Source organism: Pseudomonas sp. R5(2019) (assembly GCF_009905435.1).
Taxonomy (GTDB): domain Bacteria; phylum Pseudomonadota; class Gammaproteobacteria; order Pseudomonadales; family Pseudomonadaceae; genus Aquipseudomonas.
Map to the genome: position 1 here is coordinate 1 of NZ_JAAAMT010000010.1, position 14,949 is coordinate 14,949.

Sequence of the window (14,949 nt, forward strand, 5' to 3'; positions counted from 1 at the left end):
GCGATGGGCTGCGAAGCAGCCCCTGAGGCCAGTGGCATCCGTGATTCAGCCAGCGAGTGCAGGTGAATTCAGAATCGCCGGGGCCGCTTCGCAGCCCATCGCGGCCAGGTCCGCTCCTACAGTGCTCTACCGCCTGTTCAAGTCCAGCCCGCTATTGGCTTCAGCGCTCGACAATGGCGGTCACCCCCTGCCCACCCGCGGCGCAGATCGAGATCAACCCCCGCCCCTGCCCCGCCACCTCCAACAGCTTGCCAAGATTGGCCAGAATCCGCCCGCCCGTAGCGGCGAACGGGTGCCCCGCGGCCAGTGAACTGCCCTTCACATTGAGTTTGCTGCGGTCGATCGCGCCCAGCGGTGCGTCGAGCCCCAGGCGGGTCTTGCAGTAGTCGGGATCCTCCCAGGCCTTGAGCGTGCACAACACCTGGGCGGCGAACGCCTCGTGGATCTCGTAGAAATCGAAGTCCTGCAGGCTCAGCTGATGGCGCGCCAGCAGGCGCGGCACCGCATAGGTCGGCGCCATCAACAGACCCTCCTGGCCTTTGACGAAATCCACTGCGGCCGTTTCGCCGTCGCGCAAGTACGCCAGAATCGGCAGGCCGCGCTCGCGGGCCCATTCCTCACTGCCCAGCAACACCAGCGAGGCACCATCGGTCAGCGGCGTGGAGTTACCGGCAGTCAAGGTGCCTTTGTCGCTGTGCTCGAAGACCGGTTTGAGGCTGGCGAGCTTTTCCAGGGTCAGGTCCGGGCGCAAGTTGTTGTCACGGGTCAGCCCCAAATAGGGCGTGAGCAGGTCGTCATGCCAACCTTCGACATAAGCGGCGGCCAGTTTCTGATGGCTTTCCAGCGCCAGCTGGTCCTGGTCGGCGCGGCTGATCTGCCAGGTCTGGGCCATCAACTCGCAATGCTGGCCCATGGACAAACCCGTGCGCGGCTCGCCAATGCCCGGCAACTCCGGTTTCAGATGGCTGGGGCGCAACTGCAGCAGGGCCTTGAGCTTGTCGCCGGGGGTCTTGACGCGGTTAATCTTGAGCAGCACCCGGCGCAAGCCTTCGCTCACGGCAATCGGTGCATCGGAGGTGGTGTCTACGCCACCGGCAATGCCGCAGTCGATCTGCCCAAGGGCGATCTTGTTGGCCACCAGCAGCGCGGTTTCAAGCCCCGTGCCACAGGCTTGCTGAACATCGTAGGCCGGTGTGTGTGGCGATAACCGCGAGCTGAGCACGCATTCGCGGGTCAGGTTCAGGTCGCGCGAGTGCTTGAGCACCGCACCCGCCGCCACCTCCCCCACGCGCACGCCGTGCAGATTGAAGCGTTCGATCAACCCTTCCAGCGCGGCGGTCAGCATCGCCTGGTTACTTGTCTGGGCATAAGGGCCATTGGAACGGGCGAAGGGGATGCGGTTGCCGCCGATGATGGCGACCCGTCGCAATGAGCTCATGGGTAACTCCCTGTGCAAAGGCTCTTGCGGCTACAGCGTAGGTCTTTTTTCGATGTTCGGACGACTGATGACCAACCATGGTCCACACTTTGAACCTTATTTGCTGGAGAGCGTTCCATGTCTGACCGATATATCGAATTCGCCAACTCCGATCTTGGCCGCCGCCTGGTAGGCGCGGTCGGCCTGCCCAGCCCGGCCCGTCTGGAACGCTGGCAGGCCGGTCGGCTGCGGCCCGTCGAAGGTGCGCTGCTGCTCAGTGGCGGCCCGTTGGCAGACAAGGTCGGCGCGTTCGCCGGCAAGCTCACCGATCAGGTCTACAGTTTTGGCACCTTCGTCTCCGAGACCCAGGAATGGGTGGCAGGGCTTGGGCCCAAGCTCAAGGCGGTGGTCTTCGATGCCTCGGGATTGGCCGACATCGACGCGCTGAGCCAGCTGCGCGTGTTCTTCCAGCCATTGCTGCGCAGCCTGGACCGCGGTGCCCATGTGGTCATTCTTGGCCGTGCCCCGGAATCGTTGGGCGATCCGCTGGCGAGCATTGCCCAGCGGGCGCTGGAGGGTTTCAGCCGAACGCTGGCCAAGGAGCTGCGTAACGGTGGCACGCTGCAGTTGCTGTACGTCGGGGACGGGGCCGAAGATCAACTGGAGGGTGCACTGCGGTTTTTCCTGTCGCCCAAGAGCGCATTCATCTCTGGCCAAGTGCTGCGCCTGACAGCCTGCGCCGAGCAGGTGCAGGACTGGACTCGCCCGCTGGGCGGCCGCACCGCACTGGTCACCGGCGCGGCGCGCGGTATCGGCGCGGCCATCGCCGAAACCTTCGCGCGCGACGGCGCCGACGTGGTACTGCTGGATGTGCCGCAAGCCAAGGGCGATCTTGACGCCCTCGCCGCTCGCCTGGGTGGCCGTTCCATTGCCCTGGATATCTGCGCCAGCGATGCCGCCTCTGAACTGATCGAACAACTGCCAGACGGCCTCGACATTCTGGTGCACAACGCCGGCATTACCCGCGACAAGACCCTGGCCAACATGACGCCGGAATTCTGGGACGCGGTATTGGCGGTCAACCTCAAGGCGCCGCAAGTGCTGACCCAGGCGCTGTTCGACAGCGGCACCTTGCATGACCATGCACGCATTGTGCTGCTGGCCTCGATCAGCGGCATTGCCGGCAACCGCGGGCAGGCCAACTATGCAGCCAGCAAGGCCGGGCTGATCGGCCTTGCCCAGGTCTGGGCACCGCGCCTGGCCAAGCGCGGCAGCAGTATTGCCGCTGTGGCCCCCGGCTTTATCGAAACCCATATGACCGCGCAAGTTCCCTTCACCCTGCGTGAAGCCGGGCGACGCATGAGTTCGCTGGGCCAGGGTGGCCTGCCGCAGGATGTCGCCGAAGCGGTGGCCTGGTTGGGGCAACCCGGCTCCGGCGCCGTCAACGGCCAGGTGCTGCGAGTGTGTGGCCAAGCCATCATGGGAGCCTGAGTATGAGTATCGACTGGCACGACCTCAATGCACCACCCAGCCTTGGCGGGCTGTATGCGAAAGCGGCGCGACGGCGCAAGATCAGCGGCGACACGCTGCCCCACACAGGCCTGCGCTGCACGGTTGCGGTGGATGCCCAGCGCCTGGCGGCCTACCGCAAGGTTTGCGAGATCGGTGACAGCAGCCTGTTGCCCCCGGCGTATCCGCATGTCCTGGCGTTTGGACTGCACATGCAGCTGCTGACCGATGATGCCTTCCCCTTTCCGCTGCTGGGCCTGGTCCACCTGGTCAACCGGATCCGGGTCTTGCGCCCTCTGGGTGGCCTGGCCAGCCTGCAGCTGAGTGTCCATGTGGATAACCTTCAGCCCCATGAAAAAGGCGCCACCTTTGACCTGATTACCCAGGCGAGCGACGCAGTCGGGCTACTGTGGGAAGAAACCAGCACCGTGCTTTGCCGCCATGCCAAAGCCCCCGGTGAGCCGCCAACCCCAGAAGAACGCGAAGAAATGCCGTTGCTCGAAGCGACCCGCTGGTACGCGGGCACCGACATTGGCCGGCGTTATGCCAAGGTGTCTGGCGACTACAATCCGATCCACCTGAGCGCCACCACAGCGCGATTGTTCGGCTTCCCGCAGGCCATCGCCCATGGCATGTGGAGCCTGGCCCGAACGCTGACGGCCCTGCACGGCCATCTGCCGTCGGCGGGCTACGCGTTTGAGGTGGAGTTTCTGAAGCCGGTGCGCCTGCCGAACGAGGTCATCCTGTCGGCCAGTGCCACAGGGCCCAGCGGGCAGCTGGAACTCGCGGGGCATGGGGATCTGGTGCATATGGTCGGAGGTTGGACAACTTTGTACTCATCGTAGGAGCGTTTCTCGCTTGCGTCGGCCTGCGCCGCGCCTGAAGCTATAGCCCTTCAGGAGAGCCCGCATGAACTTAGTTGAATTGACCGAACGCCTGCATCGCATCCGCGACACCAATGACTGGCGCGGTTTCCACAGCCCCAAGAACCTGGCCATGGCCGCCAGCGTTGAAATGGCCGAGCTGGTGGAGATTTTCCAATGGCTGAGCGAAGACCAGTCACGCACACTCAGCCCCGACCAACTGGCCCACGCGGGCCAGGAAGTCGGTGACGTGGTGCTGTACCTGCTGTTGCTGTGCAGCGAACTGGGCCTGGACATGGAACAGGTGGTGCGCAGCAAGCTGGCCGACAGCGAACGGCGGTTCGCCCGATGAGTGACCGTCATTTCGATGAGCTGGCAACCCGCTTCGCCGAAAAAATCTATGGTGGCGCCAAGGGGGCGATTCGCCTGGCTGTACTGCAGGCCGACCTTGCCGAAGCCCTGCCCGATCGCCCGCTGCGGGTGCTCGACATTGGCGCAGGCTTGGGCCATATGAGCCTGTGGCTGGCCGAGCGCGGTCATCAAGTGACGCTGGCCGAGCCCGCCGCGCCGATGCTTGAAGGCGCACGCGAACGCTTTGCCGCTGCCGGCCAGACCGCCACGTTTATCCAGGCGCCCTGGCAAGAACTACTCGGCCAGTTGACCGAGTCCTATGACCTGGTGCTCTGCCACGCCGTGCTGGAATGGCTGGCCGAACCCCACGCGATCCTGCCGGTGCTGCATCAGCTGACCACGCCTGGCGGCTGGTTGTCGCTGGCGTTCTACAACCGCGACGCACTGGTGTACCGCAACCTGCTCAAGGGCCACTTTCGCAAGCTGCGAAAAAACAGCCTGGCTGGCGAAAAGCAGAGCCTGACCCCGCAGATGCCGCTGGACCCGCGCGAGCTGGCTACGCAACTCGAAGGTCTGTGGGCGGTCGAAAGTCAGAGCGGCGTCAGGGTTTTCCATGACTACATGCCAGTCGAGTTCCAAGCCAGGGCCGAGCTGCTCGACCTGCTGGAAATGGAGCTGGCCCACCGTCGCCACCCGGCCTACGCCGGGCTCGGTCGTTACCTGCACTGGATCTGCCGCCCGGTTTGATCGACCGGGTAGCGGGGAGAACACCCATGCTATCTCGCCTTGCTGTTTGCCTGCTGAGCCTGGGGCTCGCTGCCTGCCAAAGCAGCAACCCCTACACCGCCAGTTCCAGGCCTCTGCCGCCCGCCCCTGCGCAGGCGGCGCAGACCTTCGACCGCAGCGCCTACCCCGCCGCGCCACGCGACTACGGCCGCTACCAAAGCTGGAGCTGGCTCAATGGCACCCTGCCGCCCGGTACTGCCTGGGCCGACTCGGCGCAACTGGCCGAAGCGGTCAGCAATGCGCTGGACCAGCGTGGCTTGCGCCCGGCCCGAGACAACAGCGCAGCCGACCTGCGCGTTGCAGCCGACATGCGCCTGGAAAAGCGCCTGCGCCAGGTCCGTGATGATTATGGCTACGGCGGCTATGGCGCCTACGGGGGTTCGCCCTATGGCTACAACCGCTATGGCAGCGGCTACGGTGCCTACGGCAGTGTCCCGGTGGTGCGCACCTATGAAGTTGAAGTGGTGGTGATACGCATCAATCTGTTTGATGCCAGCAATGGCCAGCCGGTCTGGAGCGCCAGCGCCGAAACCGGCAGTCAGGGCAGCCTCAGAGAACGCTCGGATGCCTTGCGCGAAGCTGTTCAAAAGGCATTGACGGCGTATCCTCCTAGTTAGGGCGTGCCCATGCGGACCGTCCGCCGGCAATTGGAGAATTCATCATGTTCCCTCGTCTCGCTTTACTCTCACTGGCCTTGCTGCTCAGCGCCTGCGAGACCAGCAATGTGGCCCAGGACTTCGACGCCAGTCGCGACTTCGCCGCCTACCGCAGCTGGACCTGGAAAGAACCCGCGCTGCAGTACCGCCCGGACGATCCGCGGATCAAGAGCGACCTGACCGAGCGCCGCATCCGTGAAGCGGTCAGCCAGCAACTCGACCAACGCGGCCTGCGCCCGGCCCCGGCCAGCAGCCGTGGCGACCTCAATGTGCAAACCTACCTGATCGTGGAAAACCGCCAGCAACAGATCACCACCAACTACGGCGGTGCCTGGGGCGGTTACTGGGGTAACTACTGGGGCGGGCCGATGTACAACGAAACCCGCAGTATCGATTACAAGGTCGCGACCATTCAGGTCGATCTGCTCGATGCCCGCGACGGCAAGTTGGTGTGGCGCGGCAGCGCCGAACAGGTCATGAACAACTACCCGCCAGGCCCGGCTGAGCGCAACACCGCGATTCAGAAGACCGTGGCGAAGGTGATGTCCAACTATCCGCCGCATTGAGCCCAAGCTCCCACACCGATCTACATAATTGTCGAAACTGCGGTGCTTTTGATTTTGTGGGAGCAAGGCTTGCCCCAATGCCAGTCAGTTAAGGATCGGAACACAGACGTCCATGTAGGAGCGGACCCGGCCGCGATGGGCTGCGAAGCGGCCCCGGCGACTCTGAAACCACCCGCACTCCCAAGGCTTGCCGTTGATATCACCGGCCTCGGGGGCTGCTGCGCAGCCCATCGCGGCCAGGTCCGCTCCTACAAGGGTTTCGTCGTTCTATTCCTTAACTGACCGGCATTGAGGCTTGCCTGCGATGGCATCACCGCGGTGTATCTGATACACCGCGTCGCCTGCATCGCGAGCAAGCTCGGCTCCTACATCAAAAAAATTGCAGTCAACCATAGAATCTCCCACACGGCAGAGCTTGCTAGCGATGAGGCCAGCACAAGCGACAAAAAACTTGCCGGAGTAGACCTGCACTCACACCGATCTTGCACAATATATGGCGACTGGCCAGCGCAAACACCCCGCCTTGACTACACTCACCCTCTGTACAGGCATTGAACAGGGAGTGCCCAGTGGCAACAGGAATGCCTTATCGCCAAAGGGGTGCGATTGGTTTGACGGCGGCGTTGACGCTGGGGATGGCGCTGTTGTTCGCTGTCACGGTCATCGACAGCGGTCGACTCTATCTGGAGCAACGCAAACTCCAACGCGTGGCCGACATGGCCGCCCTGGAGGCCGTGAATGGCAAAGGCAATTGCATTTCCCCCGCGCTGTCGGCTCAAACACTGGCCCGGGCTGCTTCGGCCCGCAACGGCCATGCTGTCGACAGCGATCACACCCTTGTGGTGGAGTGCGGCAGCCTGAAAACCACGAGTGGGCTGCGTGGTTTTACCGCAGACGCGACTAAATCCGATGCCGTACGGGCCATCGCTGGCGCCAAAGTGACCACCAGCATCGCTGCGGGTGTCAGCGCGCTGTTCTCGGGTGCCAACCCCAGCCTGACCACCCAACTGACGGCCAGCGCCGTCGCCGCACAGCCAGGGCCACCCCTGGCCAGACTCAATATCCGCAGCACCCTGGTCAGCATCGATACTGCCAGGTCAGCGCTGCTCAATTCGCTGATGACCGCGTTGCTGGGCAGCCAGGTGAACTTGAGCCTCATGCAATGGCAAGGGCTGCTCAATGCCGATGTGAATCTGCTCAACTACCTGGATGCCTTGGCGATCAAGGCCAATGTCAGCGCCGGCAATTACACCGAACTGCTCAGTAAACAGATTGCCGTTGGCGATATGTTGAGCGTCATGTCCACGGTTGCGCAGCAAAACAACCCGCTGGTGAATGTCAGCGGGCTTGCCGACTTGAGCCTGCTGGCGCAAAACGCCGGAGGCATCGTCCTGGGCGATTTATTGAACATACAGAACGGTGGAACAACGTCGGGGCTGGATGCCAACCTGCAGGCGCTGCAGTTGGTTCAAGGCATCGTCCAACTGGCCAATAGCAAGCACGCTGCTGAAGTCACGTTGCCGGTTAGTCTGCTTGGGATCGCCAACCTGACGACGCGGATTCGCATCATCGAACCGCCGCAGTTTTCTGCCATTGGCAACCCTGCCAAGGCCACCAACAACCCCTCGGACGCCGATCAGATTTATGTCCGCACCGCGCAAACGCGCATCTTGATGACCCTGAATATTGCTTCAATAAGCTCGGGTCTCAATTTGCTGCTGGTGAAAGTACTGCCCAATGGCCCCAACCTGGACATTGGACTCGAAGTGGCCAGCGCCAGCAGCCATGTGATTGGTTACAACTGCAACTCTGTCGCCACCAAGAGTTTGACGGTCAACGACGAATCAGCAGCGGTCAAGGTGTTGATCGGCAAGATCAACAGCAACAATTTCTTTTCCTCAACCACTCCGTCCAATGCAACACCGCTGGTCATTCTCGAAGTACTCGGAATCGATATCGGCCTGGTAGCCAATTCACCGGTTTTTGGCCAAACGGTAGAGGATACCTACACACAGCCTCCCGAGCTGGAAGCACCGTCCGCTAACCATACTCAGCAATCGAGCAATCTTGTCGCCAGTGTGAGGAGCACCCTTACGGGCATCTCCTTGAGCCCTGAAGTGATCAGCCTGTCACTGGTTACCGGGTTGATCAGCGGCCTGCTGGCACCACTGCTCGACCCCATCATCAATAATCTGCTGACGTTGCTGGGTATTGATCTGAACCAGATCCAGGTGGGTGCCAACCTCAGCTGCCACACCGGCCGTGCTCAGCTGATGATCTGAGCCACTGGCAACTCCACGCAAAACCGGGCACCTTCGGCGGTATTGCTGACACTCATGCGCCCGCCCATGTTGTCGATGATGCCAAAGCTCACCGACAGCCCCAGGCCGGTGCCAACCCCGACTGGCTTGGTGGTGAAAAACGGCTCGAAGATTCGCTCCAGCAAACGCGGGTCGATGCCGCCTCCGTTATCCTCGACAAACAGCCGCACCCAGTGCTCCTCGGCTTCGGCACGCACGGCGATCCAGGGTTGGAAGTCGCGCAGCTTCTCGCGTCGCGAAAGCAAGGCATCCCGGGCGTTGACCATCAGGTTGATCAACACCTGCTCGAGCTGATCGACAAACCCGCGCACCTGCACGTTCATCTCCAACGCCTCGACCCGCAGCTCCACGCCCTTGCCACGCATGCCTTCAGCCAGCAGCGACAAGGTGCCCTCCACGGCCTGGCGAGGGTCGAACGGCTGCTGTTCGATCTCCGAACGACGACCGAACACGCGCATATGGTCGACCACCCGCGCGGCCCGCTGGACCTGTGAGTCAATGCGTTTGAGCTTGTCTTGCAGGTAGTCGATCTGCACATCGCCGGTGTCCAGGCGCTTGAGCACGTTGACGATGGCCATGCGCATGACGTTCAGCGGCTGGTTGATCTCATGCGCCAGGCCCGTGGCCATCTCGCCAAGGGTGGCCATTTTCGCGCTTTGCATCAGCTGTTGCTGGGTGCGCCGGACCTGGGTGTTATCGCGCCCCACCGCCTGCACTTCAATCAGTTGCCCGGCAGCATCGAATACGCCACGGTCGGACCATATCCACCAGGCATGCTCGCGGCCGGGCAATTGCAGGCAGATTTCTGCCGTGCTCACCGGCACGTCCGGGCTCAACCCGGACAGACGCAAGACAAAAGCTTCACGTTGCTCCGCTGACAGCCAGCTGCCCAGATCGACGCCTGGCAAGTCGTCCGGGGTGCACTCCAGGTAATCGGCCAGGGGGCGGTTACCAAAGGTCAGGACCAGATCGGGGCGGTAGCGGCAAATCATCGCTGGCGAGTCTTCCACCAGGATCCGGTAGCGCTCCTCGCTTTCGCGCACCCGCTCAGCAGCCAGGGTCGCGTCAGTGACATCCAGCCACAGGCCGACAGCCTCCACCGGCACGCCGAGATCATCACGCAACAGGCGCACCTCATCGAGCAACCAGTGGTAGTTGCCATGGCTATCGCGCAAGCGATAGCGCGTGCTGGCCTGCCCCTCACGCAGCAAGGTGCGGGTGCGCTGGAACCAGGTCGCGTGGTCTTCGGGGTGAATCCACTGGGCCAGTTCAGCGCCTTGGGCTTGCTCGCGGGTCCAGCCCAGCAGCGGCTGCAGGCTGGCGCTGAAGAAATCCGGGCGCAAGGCGCCCTGTTCATAGCGCTGGACGTAAATGACGGCCGGAGAGCTGGCGATGAGGTTGTCCAGCCGGGCATGGGCGGCAGCCGCCTGTTGTTGCTGATTCTTGATGTCGCTGATATCGAGCATGAAGCCCACCAGGCGGCGGCTGGACCCACTGCCCAGCGCCTGGCCAGATATCCGGTACCAGATTGGCGCCTGATCGCTACCGGTCTGCAGCCGCACGCACAGCAGCAACGCGGTGCCTTTTTGCTCCAGCTCTCGCAGCGCGCTGCCCAGTTCCTCCCGGTCAGCCGGATGAGTCAATGCCAACCAGTCCTTGAGCGCCAATCGCTGGGCAGTCGGCCCCAGCCCCAGGCTTGCAACCAGGGCGGGCGCCAGCAGCATGTGCTCCTCGAGCATTTCCCACCAGCCGGTGCCCAGCATCCCCTGCAGCGCCTCCAGGCCCTGGAGGCGGTGCTCGTAACGCTGCTCGGACAAGCGCGCGATCAACGGCTCCACCATCGCGCTCAACAGCTGCGGGCCGTCCTTTTCGATCGAAGGGTCGAGCACCTGGCCCGGCATCGCGGCGCAGACCAGCCAGGCCGCTACTCCGCGCCTGTCGTGGAAGGGCAACAGCAACACCGCGGCGGCGCCAAACACCGGCTGCAACGCCGGGTGCTGGTTGGCCCGCAGAGGACGGCTGGCATCGATGGCCTGCAGTCCTTCACTCAGGCGTCGGTCGCTGGGCCAGATGCCATTGGCAGCCACGGACTCGGCAAAGGTCTGCCAGCCCTGCTCGGCTGGCAACAGCAACACGGCACGCGACAATCGCCAATGCCGTACCAACTCGTGCATCTGCTCGCCGACGATTTCATTCAAGCGCTGCGCCTCGCACAAGCGCAGGCGTTCGTTGAGATCCCGCGCCAGGCGCAGGTTCTGCAGGTGGCTGCGGGCTTGCTGACGCTCCTGCAGCAGGTCGCCGATATCAAACATCTGCAACAGCCAGCAGTCCTCCTGAGGCATCAGCCAGCCACGGGTATGCAGGGTTTGCCCATTGGGCCCCTGGAAATCCAGGTCCAGGGTTTGACCTTGCCAGTCGGCAGGTTCTCCTTCCAGGGCCAGGGAGCTGAGCGGCTGAACGTAATCCAGCAGGGTTGCGCCATTGCCCGAATGCAGGGCCAACGCCGGCCGAAGCGGGCCTGAAAGGCGCAACACCCGGCCTTGCAAGTCGAGCCAGATCTGCAGCCCGACAGCAGGCATCCTGGCGCTGGCTTCCACCTCTGGCGGGGTGGCCGGGACACGACTGCGCCAGAGGCCGAAGCGCCTTTGGCCGCTACTCAAAGTTGCAGGCTCGATTGGGCAACCAGGGTTGCAGGAAGATTGGGAACAGTCCCTATGCCAGGCAATACCAGAAACGGGATCACCTGCTCCAGTTTGGCTCGAGAATAGCGAATCTCGACCGTCAACAGCCGGTTGGCCAGCGTTACCTTGGCATCGTCTGCCTGCTTGAAATTCAGCGCCGCGGGCATCCAGGCGGTCTGTTGGGTCACGACTTGCCTGGCCAGTGCCTTGACGTCAGCATCATAGGTTGCGCTGGCCGGGTCCAGCGCCACGCAGCGGCGCACCGCTTCGGCGCTGGCTTGCTGGAATGACTGCAACATCAACAGCGGTAAGCTGTAACTTATCACCCCATAAAACACTGCAAAAAAAAGGATGAACACCAGTGCAAACTCGATTGCAGCAGCACCTTTTTGCTTAGCGGGGAGGCTTGCTTCCATGATCGCGTCTACCCTGACAGTCAAACACCTGAGTGACAGCATAGAATCATTCATCGAAAAAGGATGACTTTTAACCGATGCCTAGCCTGGTTTTGCTGATGTGGCTCACGCTGTGCGCCGAACAGGATGTGCGTCAACGGGAAATCGCCAACGGGCTGACGCTCGGGGCGGCGGCGGCGGCGCTCATCTACCTGTTTGTCACCGGACACACCTGGATGGGTGCTGACGCCTCCGAAGGCGGCTGGGCGCTGGCGATTTGCATGGTGCTGACGCTGCCCGGCTATATCATGGGTCGCTTCGGCGCCGCGGACGTCAAACTCCTCGCCGCACTGGCCCTGGCCAGTGACCGAAATTATTTGCTGGGCACGGTTATCGGCGCCGGTGTCATCATGCTGGTCTGGTTGTTCAGCGGCCGATGGGCCTGGACTCATATGAGTCAAAAGCTTAGAAAGCGCCTCCAGTATTTCGACCCGGCCTCGTCAAGAAAACAACCCTTCGCCCCATTCCTGCTGTTGGGCTTTCTGCTGTCGCTGGCTTGGATCCACTAGTCGTCGCAGCTGGGTATCGCTATGTACATAACCCTAAAGTGCGACTACTTTGACACCTACCAGGCTGCAACAGCCGCGATGTTTCGGACGACTTTGGAACTGGCCAGGAATTGGCTTGCCAAGCAGGGAGTAGCACGTGAACGAGCTTGCCACCCAAGTAAAGGTCCTCATTGTTGATGACCAACCGTTGATCGTCGAAGAGCTTGGCGAATTTCTCACAAACCACGGCTACATCTGCATCTGCTGCCAATCCAGCCGCGACGCCATCGATCAATTCCGTGATGACCCGGACATCAGCCTTGTGCTGTGCGATTTGCACATGCCCGACTATGACGGCATTGAGTTGGTGCGTGCGCTGAAGTTGATTGCCGGCAAGGATCGGCTCTTTGAAGCTATCATGCTGACCGGGCGAGCAGACAAGCAGGATGTGATCAAGGCGCTGCGCGAAGGGTTCGCCGATTACTATCAAAAACCGGTTGATCTCAATGAATTGCTTGAAGGCCTGCAACGCCAGGAGCTCTCATTGCACGAACAGCAGAAAAGCCTTCAGCAACTCGGTCATTTGAATCAGAAACTGCAGTACCTGGCTGAATCCATCGATCACCTCTATCAGGATTTGGACAAGGTTCGCCAGCGCCCGCCCCTCGCCCCGCCCGCCGACGGCCCCGACGAGCCTGAGGGTGACGAGATGCCCGCGATCATCCAGCACCTCTCTCCACGCCAGCTCGACGTCGCGCGACTGGTCGGCAAGGGCCAGACCAATTATCAGATCGCCTGTGAGCTGGGCATCACCGAAAACACCGTCAAACTCTACGTTTCACAGGTTCTGCGCCTGACCCACATGCACAATCGCACCCAGCTGGCGCTGGCGCTCTCGCCCAGCGGCTCCGGGCTGCGTCAGCGGGCGACGGCGCATTGAACACTGCGCCGCCGGCGCGTCATCAGTCAGACGACGAGACTTTCTCCCAACGATAGAAGTCAGGAATCACGTATTTGTAGCTGTCCAGCCAACGCTGCATAGTCTGCTCGCGCTCCTTGGGGGTAGCCGTCTGGATCACAGGTGAAGCCGCTGCACCACGCGCCTGCAGGGCCAGCCATTGTTCTGTCACTTGTTGAGCGCTGGAAGAAGGTCCGGGCTCAATGGCCGATGCCAGGGTGGGCAGCATCGCCAGACACACCGCTAACGGGATTGCTTTCATCATCAGACCCTCACTTATTTGACATCGCCTGCGGTGCTGTCCAGCCCCGCCACCCGATCAGAGGAAGCGGTTGGGACCGCTCGTTCTGGCTTTTTCAGTTGCTCGGCGCGAGACTGTGCGTCGGCCACCTGCTCGGGCGACAGTCCCGCCCGTGTGACCAGCTCGCTGGCCTGTTTCCAGTTGTCCTGGTAGATCAACAGCGTGACCAGATTGCTCGCGGCCAGGGTATCGGACGGTTTGAGTTCCATGGCCGTCAGAAACTCGAAACGGGCTTCTTGCAGGCGTTTCTGATTCAGGAAAACCACTCCCAGGTCATTGCGGATTTTTTCATCCGTGGGTGACAACCTGGCGGCCCGGCGCAAATGCTCCAGGGCGCCGCTGTCGTCACCTCTGACCATCGCCAGTTGCCCCAGACCGTGCTCGCCTTCTGCCCCAAGGCAGGTGCCCAGCAAGCTGCGGTAAAGCGGCTCGGCCTCGCTGCGGCCCAGCTGGCGCAAGGCCTTGGCCTTGCTCAGGCGAACCTGCGCGAGGTTTTCGGGCAGCCGCTGCAGGTTCGCCAGGCTTGCATGCAAGCGGCCCTCTGCGGCCATGTCATCGGCCATGCTCAACGACAACTGCTGATCGTCGCTCAGCCTGGCGCAACTGGCCGTTGCCGTCAGCGCCTGCCAGGGTGTTTGCCCATTGCTCGCACACCCGCCCAGGGCCAACATCGCTACCACGCTCATGACTGCTTTCATGGACTGCACTCCTTCAGGGCCCGAACGCTCGCGACAACGCGGTAAAGCCGGGGCCGGCCAAGACAATCAACAACGCCGGAAACAGAAACAGCATCATCACGATGGACATCTTCCCCGACAGCTTGGAGATCTTTTCTTGCAGCCGGGTCAAGCGTCGATCCTCGAGCAACAGCTTGAGCGCCAGCAGCGATTTCATTGCTCCGCCGCCCTGCACAATCAGCTGCTGCAAAATAATGCAGGTATCGCTGAACTCATCCACGGCGAGCAACCGGGCGGATTTTTCCAACTCCGCGGCCAACTCCAGGCCCGAGTCGACGCGCGACAGGACCAGGCGCAGCTCGGCAGACAATACCGGTAACAGCCGACGCCCTTCGCTGCTCAGAATCCGCAATGACTGCTCCACCGCAAGGCCCGATTCAAAGAGGATGCGCAGCAACGAGATAAAGGTGGTGACCTCGGTGGCGACTTGCTGCTGCCGGTATCCCGCCGCCAACGCCAACACCCGCTTGGGCAGCAGGTAGCCCACCCCCAGTGCGCACAATGGCGCCAGCCAAGGGTGCTCTTGGGCATCGAAAAATATTCCCTGCAGCGCCAACACCAACGCCAGCGCCGCCAACGGCGTCCCCAGCTGAAAAGCCGCGAACAGGGCGCGCTGTCTTGCCTTGCGCCAGCCAATACGGTTGAGCAACACCTGAGTTTCGTTATCCAGGCTCAGGGAGCGCTGCGCCATCGAGCTGCGACCCAGGCTCTGCAGCCAACCCTCCAGCCGGTTGCTGCGAACCCATCGGCCTTGCAGACGCTCGGCGACGCGCTGATCGCGACGGCGTTGCCGGGCCAGCTGATTCAACAACAACACAAAGGCGCTGAAAAACAGGACCGCGCTGAGCATCAAGACCATC

General features: G+C 62.2%; 15 protein-coding genes. 9 read left to right on the plus strand and 6 right to left on the minus strand.

Annotated features, from left to right (window positions below; all coding sequences use genetic code 11):
• Positions 1-160: 160 nt before the first annotated feature.
• A complete protein-coding gene (locus GUY40_RS08815) occupies positions 161-1,438 on the minus strand; it encodes an acetyl-CoA C-acetyltransferase (protein WP_166568570.1) in 1,278 nt (425 codons plus the stop codon).
• 117 nt (positions 1,439-1,555) lie between these two features.
• Here GUY40_RS08815 and GUY40_RS08820 point away from each other — a divergent pair, with 117 nt between their 5' ends.
• The 7 genes from GUY40_RS08820 (at position 1,556) to GUY40_RS08850 (ending at position 8,430) form a co-directional block, all read left to right on the plus strand.
• Positions 1,556-2,908, plus strand: a complete 1,353-nt coding sequence (locus GUY40_RS08820) for a 3-oxoacyl-ACP reductase (protein WP_166568571.1) — start codon at positions 1,556-1,558, stop codon at positions 2,906-2,908.
• Positions 2,909-2,910: 2 nt separating this feature from the next.
• Positions 2,911-3,771: a MaoC/PaaZ C-terminal domain-containing protein gene (locus GUY40_RS08825; protein ID WP_166568572.1), complete on the plus strand. Its 861-nt coding sequence runs from the start codon at positions 2,911-2,913 to the stop codon at positions 3,769-3,771.
• Between the two features lie 64 nt (positions 3,772-3,835).
• Entirely contained in the window at positions 3,836-4,141 is a 306-nt protein-coding gene (locus GUY40_RS08830; protein WP_166568573.1) for a MazG-like family protein, read from the plus strand.
• Positions 4,138-4,887 carry a methyltransferase domain-containing protein gene (locus GUY40_RS08835; protein ID WP_166568574.1) on the plus strand — a complete coding sequence of 250 codons (750 nt, stop codon included), beginning with the start codon at positions 4,138-4,140 and terminating at the stop codon, positions 4,885-4,887. The genes GUY40_RS08830 and GUY40_RS08835 overlap by 4 nt, the downstream gene beginning before the upstream one ends.
• Positions 4,888-4,913: 26 nt before the next feature.
• The gene (locus GUY40_RS08840; protein WP_166568575.1) at positions 4,914-5,543 is read left to right on the plus strand and encodes a DUF4136 domain-containing protein; all 630 of its coding nucleotides are present in this window, start codon (positions 4,914-4,916) and stop codon (positions 5,541-5,543) included.
• A 44-nt stretch (positions 5,544-5,587) separates the two neighbouring features.
• On the plus strand, positions 5,588-6,148 hold the full coding sequence (locus GUY40_RS08845; protein ID WP_166568576.1) for a DUF4136 domain-containing protein: 561 nt from the start codon (positions 5,588-5,590) through the stop codon (positions 6,146-6,148).
• A 581-nt stretch (positions 6,149-6,729) separates the two neighbouring features.
• Positions 6,730-8,430, plus strand: coding sequence for a pilus assembly protein TadG-related protein (locus tag GUY40_RS08850; RefSeq protein ID WP_166568577.1), 1,701 nt, complete (start codon positions 6,730-6,732; stop codon positions 8,428-8,430).
• Here the strand turns inward: GUY40_RS08850 and GUY40_RS08855 are convergent.
• Positions 8,415-11,129, minus strand: a complete 2,715-nt coding sequence (locus GUY40_RS08855) for a PAS domain-containing sensor histidine kinase (protein ID WP_256675682.1) — start codon at positions 11,127-11,129, stop codon at positions 8,415-8,417. The genes GUY40_RS08850 and GUY40_RS08855 overlap by 16 nt on opposite strands.
• Positions 11,126-11,566, minus strand: a complete 441-nt coding sequence (locus tag GUY40_RS08860; protein WP_166568578.1) for a TadE/TadG family type IV pilus assembly protein — start codon at positions 11,564-11,566, stop codon at positions 11,126-11,128. Before GUY40_RS08860 ends, GUY40_RS08855 begins: the two co-directional genes overlap by 4 nt.
• A gap of 77 nt (positions 11,567-11,643) precedes the next feature.
• Here GUY40_RS08860 and GUY40_RS08865 point away from each other — a divergent pair, with 77 nt between their 5' ends.
• Complete coding sequence (locus tag GUY40_RS08865) at positions 11,644-12,114, plus strand: prepilin peptidase (protein WP_166568579.1); 471 nt, start codon at positions 11,644-11,646, stop codon at positions 12,112-12,114.
• Between the two features lie 136 nt (positions 12,115-12,250).
• On the plus strand, positions 12,251-13,033 hold the full coding sequence (locus tag GUY40_RS08870) for a response regulator transcription factor (protein ID WP_166568580.1): 783 nt from the start codon (positions 12,251-12,253) through the stop codon (positions 13,031-13,033).
• 22 nt (positions 13,034-13,055) lie between these two features.
• Here the strand turns inward: GUY40_RS08870 and GUY40_RS08875 are convergent, their stop codons facing one another.
• From GUY40_RS08875 to GUY40_RS08885, 3 genes are read right to left on the minus strand one after another with little or no spacing between them, the layout of a single operon-like run.
• Entirely contained in the window at positions 13,056-13,316 is a 261-nt protein-coding gene (locus GUY40_RS08875) for a DUF3613 domain-containing protein (protein WP_166568581.1), read from the minus strand.
• A gap of 11 nt (positions 13,317-13,327) precedes the next feature.
• Positions 13,328-14,050, minus strand: coding sequence for a tetratricopeptide repeat protein (locus tag GUY40_RS08880; protein ID WP_166568582.1), 723 nt, complete (start codon positions 14,048-14,050; stop codon positions 13,328-13,330).
• A 13-nt stretch (positions 14,051-14,063) separates the two neighbouring features.
• Positions 14,064-14,948 (minus strand): type II secretion system F family protein, encoded by an 885-nt coding sequence (locus GUY40_RS08885; protein WP_166568583.1) that lies wholly within the window; start codon positions 14,946-14,948, stop codon positions 14,064-14,066.
• Position 14,949 lies beyond the last annotated feature (1 nt).

Bases quoted from the DNA above. Each gene is read 5' to 3' on its own strand.
- GUY40_RS08825 (WP_166568572.1), top strand. From the start codon at position 2,911: ATGAGTATCGACTGGCACGACCTCAATGCACCACCCAGCCTTGGCGGG.
- GUY40_RS08850 (WP_166568577.1), top strand. From the start codon at position 6,730: ATGCCTTATCGCCAAAGGGGTGCGATTGGTTTGACGGCGGCGTTGACG.
- GUY40_RS08885 (WP_166568583.1), bottom strand. From the start codon at position 14,948: ATGGTCTTGATGCTCAGCGCGGTCCTGTTTTTCAGCGCCTTTGTGTTG.
- GUY40_RS08845 (WP_166568576.1), top strand. From the start codon at position 5,588: ATGTTCCCTCGTCTCGCTTTACTCTCACTGGCCTTGCTGCTCAGCGCC.
- GUY40_RS08835 (WP_166568574.1), top strand. From the start codon at position 4,138: ATGAGTGACCGTCATTTCGATGAGCTGGCAACCCGCTTCGCCGAAAAA.
- GUY40_RS08880 (WP_166568582.1), bottom strand. From the start codon at position 14,050: ATGAAAGCAGTCATGAGCGTGGTAGCGATGTTGGCCCTGGGCGGGTGT.
- GUY40_RS08820 (WP_166568571.1), top strand. From the start codon at position 1,556: ATGTCTGACCGATATATCGAATTCGCCAACTCCGATCTTGGCCGCCGC.
- GUY40_RS08840 (WP_166568575.1), top strand. From the start codon at position 4,914: ATGCTATCTCGCCTTGCTGTTTGCCTGCTGAGCCTGGGGCTCGCTGCC.
- GUY40_RS08860 (WP_166568578.1), bottom strand. From the start codon at position 11,566: ATGGAAGCAAGCCTCCCCGCTAAGCAAAAAGGTGCTGCTGCAATCGAG.
- GUY40_RS08830 (WP_166568573.1), top strand. From the start codon at position 3,836: ATGAACTTAGTTGAATTGACCGAACGCCTGCATCGCATCCGCGACACC.
- GUY40_RS08875 (WP_166568581.1), bottom strand. From the start codon at position 13,316: ATGATGAAAGCAATCCCGTTAGCGGTGTGTCTGGCGATGCTGCCCACC.
- GUY40_RS08815 (WP_166568570.1), bottom strand. From the start codon at position 1,438: ATGAGCTCATTGCGACGGGTCGCCATCATCGGCGGCAACCGCATCCCC.
- GUY40_RS08865 (WP_166568579.1), top strand. From the start codon at position 11,644: ATGCCTAGCCTGGTTTTGCTGATGTGGCTCACGCTGTGCGCCGAACAG.